The 10,718-nt window shown below is 56.3% G+C and carries 13 protein-coding genes and 1 tRNA gene; 12 read left to right on the top strand and 2 right to left on the bottom strand.

Annotated elements, in window-relative coordinates; all coding sequences use genetic code 11:
• The first annotated feature begins 66 nt into the window (after positions 1-66).
• The 7 genes from gap (at position 67) to GXX82_07885 (ending at position 5,943) form a co-directional block, all read left to right on the top strand.
• The gene (gene gap, locus GXX82_07915) at positions 67-1,065 is read left to right on the top strand and encodes a type I glyceraldehyde-3-phosphate dehydrogenase (protein NLT22958.1); all 999 of its coding nucleotides are present in this window, start codon (positions 67-69) and stop codon (positions 1,063-1,065) included.
• A 24-nt stretch (positions 1,066-1,089) separates the two neighbouring features.
• Positions 1,090-2,277: a phosphoglycerate kinase gene (locus GXX82_07910; GenBank protein NLT22957.1), complete on the top strand. Its 1,188-nt coding sequence runs from the start codon at positions 1,090-1,092 to the stop codon at positions 2,275-2,277.
• 1 nt (position 2,278) lies between these two features.
• Entirely contained in the window at positions 2,279-3,040 is a 762-nt protein-coding gene (locus GXX82_07905) for a triose-phosphate isomerase (protein NLT22956.1), read from the top strand.
• Complete coding sequence (secG, locus tag GXX82_07900; GenBank protein ID NLT22955.1) at positions 3,037-3,336, top strand: preprotein translocase subunit SecG; 300 nt, start codon at positions 3,037-3,039, stop codon at positions 3,334-3,336. Before GXX82_07905 ends, secG begins: the two co-directional genes overlap by 4 nt.
• A gap of 8 nt (positions 3,337-3,344) precedes the next feature.
• Positions 3,345-3,426 (top strand) — tRNA-Leu (locus tag GXX82_07895).
• Between the two features lie 83 nt (positions 3,427-3,509).
• Positions 3,510-3,914, top strand: coding sequence for a hypothetical protein (locus GXX82_07890; protein ID NLT22954.1), 405 nt, complete (start codon positions 3,510-3,512; stop codon positions 3,912-3,914).
• 202 nt (positions 3,915-4,116) lie between these two features.
• The gene (locus GXX82_07885; protein NLT22953.1) at positions 4,117-5,943 is read left to right on the top strand and encodes a PAS domain S-box protein; all 1,827 of its coding nucleotides are present in this window, start codon (positions 4,117-4,119) and stop codon (positions 5,941-5,943) included.
• 14 nt (positions 5,944-5,957) lie between these two features.
• Here the strand turns inward: GXX82_07885 and GXX82_07880 are convergent, their stop codons facing one another.
• Entirely contained in the window at positions 5,958-6,992 is a 1,035-nt protein-coding gene (locus GXX82_07880; protein NLT22952.1) for an alpha/beta hydrolase, read from the bottom strand.
• Between the two features lie 102 nt (positions 6,993-7,094).
• Between GXX82_07880 and GXX82_07875 the strand changes: the two genes are divergently transcribed.
• Positions 7,095-7,643, top strand: a complete 549-nt coding sequence (locus GXX82_07875) for a hypothetical protein (protein ID NLT22951.1) — start codon at positions 7,095-7,097, stop codon at positions 7,641-7,643.
• Positions 7,644-7,740: 97 nt separating this feature from the next.
• On the opposite strand, the gene GXX82_07870 is transcribed toward GXX82_07875, so the two are convergent.
• Complete coding sequence (locus tag GXX82_07870; protein ID NLT22950.1) at positions 7,741-8,361, bottom strand: hypothetical protein; 621 nt, start codon at positions 8,359-8,361, stop codon at positions 7,741-7,743.
• A gap of 494 nt (positions 8,362-8,855) precedes the next feature.
• Between GXX82_07870 and moaA the strand changes: the two genes are divergently transcribed.
• The 4 genes from moaA to GXX82_07850 form a co-directional block, all read left to right on the top strand.
• Positions 8,856-9,833 (top strand): GTP 3',8-cyclase MoaA, encoded by a 978-nt coding sequence (gene moaA / locus GXX82_07865; protein ID NLT22949.1) that lies wholly within the window; start codon positions 8,856-8,858, stop codon positions 9,831-9,833.
• A 116-nt stretch (positions 9,834-9,949) separates the two neighbouring features.
• Positions 9,950-10,432: a cyclic pyranopterin monophosphate synthase MoaC gene (gene moaC / locus GXX82_07860; GenBank protein ID NLT22948.1), complete on the top strand. Its 483-nt coding sequence runs from the start codon at positions 9,950-9,952 to the stop codon at positions 10,430-10,432.
• A gap of 10 nt (positions 10,433-10,442) precedes the next feature.
• Positions 10,443-10,583, top strand: coding sequence for a hypothetical protein (locus tag GXX82_07855; GenBank protein NLT22947.1), 141 nt, complete (start codon positions 10,443-10,445; stop codon positions 10,581-10,583).
• The coding region (locus GXX82_07850) for a molybdenum cofactor biosynthesis protein (GenBank protein ID NLT22946.1) at positions 10,580-10,718 on the top strand (139 nt) is incomplete at its 3' end. The genes GXX82_07855 and GXX82_07850, both read left to right, overlap by 4 nt.

Here is a 10,718-nt window from a genome sequence, read left to right as displayed (position 1 = left end):
GCCAATAAGAGGTTGACATCACACGGTCTTTCTATTAGTATTGTAAAAAAATAAGGGGAGGTCGATATGTCCGTGAAGGTCGCGATCAACGGTTTTGGAAGGATCGGTAGACTTGTCCTCAGGGCCGGTTTCAACAGGAAGGATGTCGAATTCGTTGCCGTCAATGATCTTACGGATCCCAGAACGCTTGCCCATCTCCTGAAATATGACTCTGTCCACGGCATCATGAACTCCGACGTGAAGCACAAGGAAGACGCCATCATCATCGACGGCAAGGAGATCAGGGCATATGCCATGAAGGAACCTGAGTCCCTCCCCTGGAAGGATCTGGGGGTTGATGTCGTCCTGGAGAGCACGGGAAAGTTCACCGACCGGGCGGGCGCTGAAAGGCACCTCAAGGCGGGGGCGAAAAAGGTCGTCATATCGGCTCCCGCGAAGGGCCCCGATGTTACCTTCGTTCTCGGGGTCAACGAGGAAGTGTACGACAAGACGAAACACCACGTCATTTCCATGGGGTCCTGCACGACCAACTGCCTGGCCCCGATCGTGAAGATCCTTCAGAAAGAGTTCGGCATCGAGTACGGACTGATGACGACGATACACTCCTTCACCAACGATCAGGTCGTTCTCGACGAGCCCCACAAGGACCTTCGCAGGGCTAGGGCGGCGGCCATATCCATGATCCCCACGACTACGGGGGCGGCGAAGGCGATATCCGAGGTCATTCCGGAACTGAAGGGCAAGCTCGACGGACTGGCCATCAGGGTCCCGACACCCAATGTATCCCTCGTCGATTTCGTCGCCACGCTTTCCACCAAAACAACCAAGGAAGACATAAACAAAAAATTCAAGGAATATGCGGAAGGGCCCATGAAAGGGATCCTGGCCTGCTCGGAAGAGCCTCTCGTTTCCCGCGATTTCAATGGCAATAGCCATTCCTCCATCGTCGATATGGACAATACGACCGTCATAGGCGGGAACATGATAAAGGTGCTTTCCTGGTACGACAATGAATGGGGTTTCTCCAACCGCATGTTCGATCTGTTGTCGTTCGTTATGAAATAATAAGGAAACAGGAAGGGGTAACAAATGAATTCTATTGACAAAGTTGACATTGCTGGAAAGAGGGTGCTCATGCGCGTTGACTTCAATGTGCCCGTCGACGCGAACGGCAACATTACCGACACGACGAGGATCAGGGCCCACCTTCGCTCCATCCGCTACTGCATGGAGAAAGGCGCAAAGCTGGTCCTCATATCCCATATGGGCAGGCCGAAGGGTCAGAGGGTGGACAAACTGACGTTAAAGCCCTGCGCGGCCGCTCTTTCGGGCCTCCTCGGGAAAGAGGTCCCCTTCGTCGACGACTGCGTGGGCGAGAAGGCGGGAGGCGCGGTGGCTTCGATGAAACCCGGCGATGTCATCCTCCTCGAGAACCTTCGGTTTCACATCGGCGATGAGAAGAACGATCCCGCCTTTGCCGCGGAGCTCGCGAAACTGTGCGACGTCTACATAGACGATGCCTTTGCCGTCGCTCACAGGAAGGCCGCATCCAATTCGGCCATCACCCAGGCCGTGAAGGCATGCGCGGCAGGGTTCCTTCTGAAGGATGAGATCGATTATTTCAACAAGGCAATGAAGGACCCGGCCCGGCCGCTTGCGGCCATCATCGGCGGCGCGAAGGTCTCGGACAAGATCGGTGTCCTCGAAAACCTCGTCGATACCGTCAACATGCTCATAATCGGCGGCGGGATGGCCTTCACCTTTCTCAAGGCAAGGGGTCTTGAGATCGGCAGGTCCATCTGCGAGAACGATATGCTCGACAAGGCGAAGAGCATCATGGACAAGGCGGGGGCGAAGAACGTGAAGATCCTCCTGCCCGTCGACTGCGTCGTTGCCGACAAGGCGGAAGCGGGTGCCGCGACAAACATCGTTGCCGTCGAAAAGATACCACAGGATGCCCTCGGCCTCGATATCGGGCCGGAGACGGCGAAGATCTTCGGGAACGCCGTGAAAGAGGCGAAGACGATCGTCTGGAATGGTCCCATGGGCATGTTCGAACTCGATGCGTTCAGCAAGGGGACCTTTGGCCTGGCAAAGGACGTCGCCGACTCAGGCGCCCTGTCGATCATCGGCGGCGGCGATACCGATTCGGCTGTCCATAAGGCGGGTGTCAGCGACAGGATATCATACATATCCACCGGCGGCGGGGCGTTCCTCGAACTTCTCGAAGGCAAGACGATGCCGGCCGTAGAGGCCCTTGAATCCTGCGGAGGTTAAGATGGCAGCATGGATGGTGGCAGGGAATTGGAAGATGAACAATACGACGGGAGAGGCGGTGGCGCTCGCGAAGGAGATCGTCGCCGGCCTGCCCGATATCGCGGGGCGCGGCGAGGTTGTCCTTGCTCCGTCCTTCACGGTCTTGAAGAGCGTGCATGATGTCATAAGCGGCAGCGGCATCGCCCTCGCTTCCCAGAACATATTCTTCGAGGACAAAGGGGCCTATACGGGCGAGATATCGCCGGCGATGCTCAAGGACGCCGGCTGCACGTACGCCATTATCGGTCACTCGGAACGGAGGAAATATTTCCATGAGACCGACGAAGGCGTGAACCTCAAGGCGAAGAAATGCCTGGCAGTGGGATTGAAGCCCATTGTCTGCGTCGGCGAGACCGATGAAGAACGCGAGGCGGGCATCACCGAGTTCGTTGTGGGGATCCAGGTGAAGAAGGCCCTGGCGGGGATAACCGACATGGCAGACGTCACCATCGCCTATGAACCCGTGTGGGCGATAGGCACCGGAAAGAACGCGACGCCGGGCCAGGCGGAGGAAGTCCATGGATTTATTCGTAATATCCTGCGAGATCTTTACAAAGACGCTTGTTTGAACGTGCGGATACTCTATGGCGGTTCCGTCACGGCGGAGAATTTCGGGGAATTGATCGCCATGAAAAACATAAATGGTGCACTTGTCGGCGGTGCATCCTTGAAATCTGGAAGTTTTCTTGGTATAATAAGCCGCGCTTTGGAGAACGATCAATGACAATAGTAGTTGCCATCATACACGTGATAATAGCGATCGCCCTGATCCTCATCGTACTTTTGCAGACAGGAAGGGGATCGGACATGGGGGCTGCCTTCGGCGGCGGATCAAGCCAGACCCTTTTCGGCAGCTCCGGGTCTTCAGGTTTCATGACGAAACTGACAACGATAGCAGCGGTTGTTTTTATGTTGACAAGTCTTGTGCTTGCGTATACTTATAGTCATAAGGGAAGCAGCATAAGAAACGTGCCGGCGCAGAGCCAGCAACAGAACGCTCCGGCGCAAGGGACGAAATGACAAGAAATGCCGAAGTGGTGGAAGTGGCAGACACACCATCTTGAGGGGGTGGCGGGGAGACTCGTGCGGGTTCAAATCCCGCCTTCGGCATTATATAAGTTTTTTGACCGGCAGTTGACGCGTTATGCTTGAATGCATTTTATCACGGGAAATCCACGTCCGGGGGGGTGTTGATGGAACAAAGCGCAGTGCGGAAACCGAAAGGCGATCTCCATGTTTCCGTGGAGGAGCGTAACAGGGGACTCAAAGACCTCGATTTTTTTGCCGACCACACCCATCTTCAAGACCTCATTCAGTTCAATGCCCACAGAACAGCGTCCGACATGGGGCCACTGTATCTGCGGTGCGCCCTGACATCGCTGTCGTGTCCGCGGTGCGGCGCTGAAGTGAAACGGAGCTACCGGCTTCATCCTGTGGAGTGGCTCCTGAAGTTCGCAGGCCGCAAGGTCTTTTACTGCACCCGTTGCAGCTGGCGCGAGGTCGTTAAGATGGGTGAATGGGAATGGCAGACGATACTCACCGTTCTCGTTGCCTTTCTCATCATATGCGGCGCCTCGATCCACTGGATGCTCCGGTAGGGATGCCGGGGTATTCTGAGTTTACTTCCGTGTTCATTGCCGGAAGCGATCATTCCCTTCGAATTACCGGCCTCCTGCGATCCCCCATATCGTTTCATTTCCGAAGTCTTTCAATTTTTTGAAGAAAAAGCGAACATGATATGATAAAAAGAGACTTGGGTACGGGTCCGGTGACACAACAGGGGTTACAGCGGGTAGGTAGGTGACAAGACTCAGATCGCTAAAGCCAGGCGACTATCACTGTTTTCTCTATGAGAGCGAGTCGGAAGCGAACGCCTTCGCTCTGTCCTTTATCCGCCAGGGGCTGGATAAGAGAGAAAAGATCATCTACTTTGCCGCGGATCACAGCGCGGACGATCTTCTCGAGTCTCTGAGACAAAGCGGGATCGACGTGGATTCCGTCATGACGGCAGGTCAGCTCCAGGTGGAAAAGAGCGAGTCGGATTCGTGCGAGAAGCTGGCACGGGATATGGCCCTCATCGGTCCGGACCCTCTGCCCTCCGGGGACACACCGGATCCGGCGTACACCTCCCTGCGGATAGCCGTTGACGACACCGTCCGGCTGAACCAGGCCGGAGAGGAGAACCTTTGGGTTCCCGCCGCCATCGACCGCGTCGAGGCCATGGTCAGCGAAAAGTGCCTCATGGTCTTCATGTACGGCCTCGACCGGCTCTCACCGGGCGCCCTGTTCCGTGTCCTGGCAACCTATCCCACTCTCATCATCGGCGACGACATCTACGAGAACTTTCTCTTCCGTGACCCCATAATGTCCGGTCAGGAAGGGATGAAAACCCTCAAGGCGGAACACCTTCTGGATCTTTTGAAGGACCACAGGAAGTTGAGGGACGCCATAAAGAAGGGCGGTCTCGCGCTCCGTGCGAGCGAGGACAATTACCGGTCGATCTTCGAGTCCGCGGCGAACCTGATCGCCATAGTCGACAAGAAGGGGCAGATCGTCGATTGTAACGGAAAGATCAGGGAGGTTCTCGGTTATGAGAGAGAGGAGGTCATCGGGAGGTCGATAGCCGCCCTTTTTCATCCCGACCACCTCTATCGTGCCTTCGAGATACTCAAGGAGGTCGTGAAGAAAGGTTCTTCGTACAACAAGCAGTACCAGATGGTCAAGAAAGACGGGTCGACGGCGTATGTCAGCGTCAATTCCACGCCCCTCAAGAACGAGAGGGGCAAGATAGCGAGGGTGGTCTCCGTCGTCGAGGACATCACGGAGCGCAAAAGGGTCGAAGAGGCCCTGTTCGAGAGTGAAAGGAGGTTTCGCCAGCTCGTCGAGATCCTTCCCGACGCCATCCTCACCCTTGCCGACGGGCGGATCATATTCGCCAACAGCGCGGCATACAACCTCTTCGGGATCGGTCATCCGAGGGACCTCATAGGCCGGCTGATGGAGGATTTTCTGGATACCTCGGGGGCCGAGGCCGTGCGCGGGTGTTTAGAGGCCATACAGCAGAACGGAAAAACGGGCGGGTCCGCCAGGGTCACCGCCAGCCGGCCCGACGGTTCCATCGTGGTCATCGAATGGACCGGAATGGCCCTGAATCAAAGGGAAGGCGGCGGTATCCTTTTCATGGGCAGGGACGTGACCGAGAGAGAGGCCGCCGAAAGGCTCGTGCGCGAGTCGGAGGAGCGGTACAGGATAGCCGTCGAAAACTCGAACGATGGCGTGGCGATAGTTCGTGGAGAGGACTATATCTACGTGAACAGGAAACTGGCGGAGATGTTCGGGTATCGGAGCGCCGACGATGTCGTGGGGAAGAGCATATCCGTGACGATCCACCCTGATGACCGAAAACGCGTTCTTGCCATCAATCATAAGCGCCAGAAAGGCGAAAAGGTTCCCGACAGGTACGAGTTCAAGGGCATGCACCGGGACGGGTCCATCATCTACATCGAGGTTTCGGCGACGCCCGTCGTTTACATGGGCGAACCCGGCTCACTTGTCTATCTCCGAGACATCACGGGGCGCAAGGAGATGGAGGACAAACTCAGGATGATCACCAGGATCTTCCCTTAGGCCCTTCTCCTGCCTCACTCGTCCAGAAATGCCGAGACCGCCGCCGCGATCCTGTCGAATTCACATTGGAAGATGTAGTGCCCGCAACCGCTGTCAAGGACCAGCGTGCGTGCCCCTGAAAGATCTGCCAGTTCCAGCGCCGGGCCGGGATTCACCATGAGGTCCCGCTTCGAGACCACCGTTAGCACCCGGGGGACGGTCTTCCCGGCGGTGCCGGCGGACTTTTTCAGAACTGCGGTGACGTTGTGTCCTATCATTGCCTTCAACTGGGACGCGCGATCCCGGGGGTCCTGTCTCCCCATGTCTTTTGTGATCCTCTCGAGATGGGCAGGGAGCCCCTCGTGGCCCCTGACGGTGTCGATGAAGTGGCCGGGCGTGTTCGACATCATGGCGTCGATCCCTGCCACCACCGAGAGAGACCTGTCGTCCCAGCCTTTTCCATCACCGTTGGCTTCAAGCGCGGCAAGCTCCGTCCTGTAAAGGAGGAGATCGTAGGAGGTAGGCCCCGGTGTGCCCGTGATGGGGACCACTTTCCTGACGCGGTCGGGGCATGTCGCCATCCACTGGTATGCCTGCATGCCGCCCATGGAAATGCCGACCACGGCGTGAAGGCGCGGTATGCCAAGCTCTTCCGTGATCAGCCGCAGCTGGGCACGCACCATGTCGCCTGTTGTAAGGTCCGGGAATGACCGGCCCTTCTGCCCCGTGCTGTTGGAGGGCGACGAGGACACCCCGTTCCCGAAGGAGTCGATGGCAACAACGAAATATCGGGAACTGTCCACCACCTTTCCGGGGCCGATAAGGGCCGCCAGGTCTCCCGATGTTCCCATGAGCCACGTGGGGAAGACGACCGCATTCGACCGGGAGGCGTTGAGGACGCCAAACGTTCGGTAGCCGAGGCGGGCATCCCGGATCACGCCGCCCCCCTCGAGCCCCAGATCGCCGAGGTGGAAATACCTCTGCTCCGTTGCGGTAAGCCACAGGGGTATGAAGGCAAGAGCACCCGCGACGCACAGGGCCAATACCCGCGACATTCCTGGTTTCCTCATGTTTTCTCTCCTCCCTTGCCGCCCTTGACCTCACCGGACCTGTTCATTGTAAACGTTTTGCTCATCGTTTACAATTGGAGTATATGACCGGGAGGTGCCGTGATGAAAAGATATCTGCTTGTGCTGGGTCTTCTCGCTCTTCTCGGCGGATGGGGGTGCTCGGTGGTCACCTCCGGGCGGCCCATCGGGGATGCGCCTTTTCCCGTCGACCCCGGGGAATGGGAAGGAACATGGACGGCCGCCGATGGCGGCCCTGTCGTGGTAAGGGTGGAAGATGGCCGCAAGGGGCAGTTGAGGCTTTCCTGGATGGAGGGTGCCAGGGAGATGGCCCTGAAGACGGCCGACGTGATGCTCCTCAAGACCGGGGCGTGGCATTTCGCGAACCTGAGGGAAGAAACTGAGAGCGGGGCCCCCGTCTATCTCTTCGCGCGGGTGAAGAGAGAAAAGGGACTGCTTATCATCTGGCCCCCCAGACCGGAACGATTCGCCCGGCTCGTCAACGAAAAAGTCCTGCCTGGCACCGTCTCCAAGGAAAAGGTCCATCTCGGAGAACTCGGACCGGAACATATGAAGGTCATCGCCTCGGAAGACAGGGGAGTGCTCTTCGACTGGGAGAACCCTCTTGTCCTGATAAAAACAGGTAATAGGTGATGGGTTATAGGTAATGGGAAAAAAGAATCAGTGAGAACAGGCCAGGGGAAGGAGGTGTGTTGGACGGGTTTTCCCATAACCCATCACCTATGACCCATTACCTGTCTTCTTCGGCCGCGTCGAAGGTGTACTTGAGGCGGTTGTTTATCTCGCTCAAGAGGCCCTTTATGAACATCTCTTCGAGTATGGCGTCTATCTCGCCGGTTCCCGCCTTGTCGCGAAGGAGTGATTCGATGTGTTTCCTGAGGGTCCGCATTGTCCGGGGCCGCTTCTGCCCGTCGATCTTGTTCAGATTGTTGACGATGTAATTGGTGAAGTTCGATGAAGGAAGCTGTTTCTTGCTGTCGGACAGCTCGGCGGGATTGGCTATCCTTCGCGTTTTTATGCCCATCTCGTTCACGTACCTGATGAGAGAATCATATCCGCTGTCCTTCGAGAGTATGACGATCTCCACGTCCTTGTCCATTCTCTCGCTGAGCCTTCCCAGCTCGAAGGCGAGATGGAAATCGAGATTGTTCTTGCCGTCCCCGGCTATCTTCACCCATATCAGGCGGTCCCCGAAAGCCTGGGCCCTTTCGACAAGGGAAAAGGGGATCTTGTTCTGGGACTTGCCCACAAAAATGGCAATACTCGTGTTGGTAGTGTCGATGTTGTCGAAGTCGAACTTCTGAATGTTCTCGAAGTCGATGAGGATTATCCTTGTCGGTTTGGTTTCCATAAAGTAATGATAACTGTTTTCGGGGAATTACTCAAGAAGGAATAGGAGACAGGGGCAAGCAGAGGACGGCTGGGAATTTGATAGGACCAATAGGAGAGGATAGGACGAATAAGAGAATAGGACAGATAAGACGATATGACCTATAGGACAAATAGGACCCATAGGACGCTTAGGACCTATAGGACGGGTCGATTTTCTGCTTCGGGCGGGCAATTGCACCTCAACACGTCCTATTGGTCCTATCTGTCTTATAGGCCCCATAGGTCCTATTGGTCCTATCCATCCTATAGGTCCTATCGCCTCTACCTGCCTTGTTGAAAAAATGCCAGTTTACGGGTATTATAGTGCGTGTCTTTGCTGATAGCGGCCGGGCCGCCGATGAGAATCCAGGATGGGGGTCCCGGGACCGCGGGCTTCTCTATGTGTTGAGAGAGCAAAGACCGGAAACAGCGGAGGCCACTGAAGCCTTCCGGAGGACAGGGTTATTTGATGTTATGAAGCTCATAGACGACTACAACAGGGTTATCGACTACGTGCGCATTTCCGTCACCGACCGGTGCAATCTGCGCTGCAGGTATTGTGTCGACGGCGATTTTCCGTTCATCCCCCATACGGAGGTCCTTTCCTACGAGGAGATCATCCGTTTCGTCAGGATATGCGCCTCGCTGGGGGTCAGGAAGGTACGCCTGACCGGGGGTGAGCCGCTGACGAGAAAGGACTTGCCTCATCTCCTCAAGGAGATCGGGGCGATAGAGGGGATCACCGATATCAGTCTTACCACGAACGGCGTCCTTCTCGCGGACCATCTGGAAGAACTGAAGGAGGCGGGGCTGAAACGGATCAACATCAGCCTCGATACATTGAGAAAAGACAGGTTTGCCTGGATCACATGCATCGACGCCTTTGACAGGGTGATCGACGGCATCAAGAAGGCCTCCTATGCCGGACTGAACCCGATCAAGATAAATACGGTCATCATAAAGGACTTCAACGATGACGAGATACTCGATTTTGTCCGTATCGCGCGGAAGTGGGACCACGAGATCAGGTTCATCGAGTTCATGCCTTTTGGTGACATGTCGCTTTGGAAATCCACCGAGATCATAACGTCACGGGAGATAGAAGAGATCATCCGCCGGGAGTTCGAGCTTGTCCCCTCGCTGAGACCGGGCAAGGGCCCGGCGAAGGTCTTCGACATAGTGGGAGGATCGGGAAGGATCGGCTTTATCAGTCCCGTGTCCAGCCATATCTGCGCGGAATGCAACCGGATCCGGTTGACCTCGAGGGGCATGATACGTCCCTGTCTCTTTTCCGATGTGGAATACGACGTGAAGGCGCTCATGAGATCGGGCAAGAGCGACGAAGAGGTGAAGGAGTTCATTCGCGGCGTCGTAAAGGTGAAACCGGAAAGGAAGCTCGAAATGGGTGCGATACGGAAATGCCAGAGGAGCTTGAGGAATATAGGAGGATAGAAGACGGGTTATGGGTGATAGGTGACGGGTGATAGGAAAGACGAAAAAAAGAGATTGCCGCAGGTTTCAGGTTCCATGTTCCAGGGGAAAGGCAAAAGAATAGACGGGGGTTTGGTTTGGCGAAATTGAGTCATGTTGATAGTGACGGGAAGGCCCGGATGGTTGATGTGTCGGGGAAGAAGGAGACTGAGAGGGAGGCGGTGGCGTCGGGCAGGGTAACCATGGCTGCCGGGACCTACGCGCTCATACGCGGGGGGCAGGGACCCAAGGGAGACATATTCACCGTTGCCAAGATCGCGGGGATCATGGCGGCGAAGAAGACCCATGACCTGATACCTCTGTGTCACCCTCTCGCCATTACCCATGTCGACGTCGATTTCCGCTTCGACGATGCGGGTCACACCGTGGAGATCATCTCGACTGTCAGGACGAAGGGACAGACGGGCGTCGAAATGGAGGCCCTGACCTCAGCGACCGTCGCGGGTCTCACGATCTACGACATGTGCAAGGCTGTGGACAAGGGTATCGAGCTCGGGCCCTTCTATCTCCTCGAGAAGAGCGGGGGGAAAAGCGGCACATACAGGAGAAAGGCATCCTGAGAAGGTGAGCATGAAAGGAACGATCATCTCCGTCAATGTCAGTGAAGAGAAGGGCGAGAAGAAACACAACGTCGGGACCTGTCGTCTCCTTACGGGCAAAGGCCTCACGGGTGGTGTCTCGGTGGGAGATGAATTGGAGGTCATTGCATGAGCTATCGCGTACAGGTCATCACGGTGAGCGACAAAGGCTCCCGGGGAGAGCGTGTCGACACGAGCGGCCCGGCCATCAGGAACATCCTCGAGAAGGACTTTACCGTGGGTGACATTATTATCGTACCCGATGAGG

It is taken from the genome of Syntrophorhabdus sp. (assembly GCA_012719415.1).
Lineage (GTDB): Bacteria > Desulfobacterota > Syntrophorhabdia > Syntrophorhabdales > Syntrophorhabdaceae > Delta-02.
Note: the sequence above shows the minus strand (reverse complement) of the source record. Positions and strands in the feature narration are given on the sequence as shown.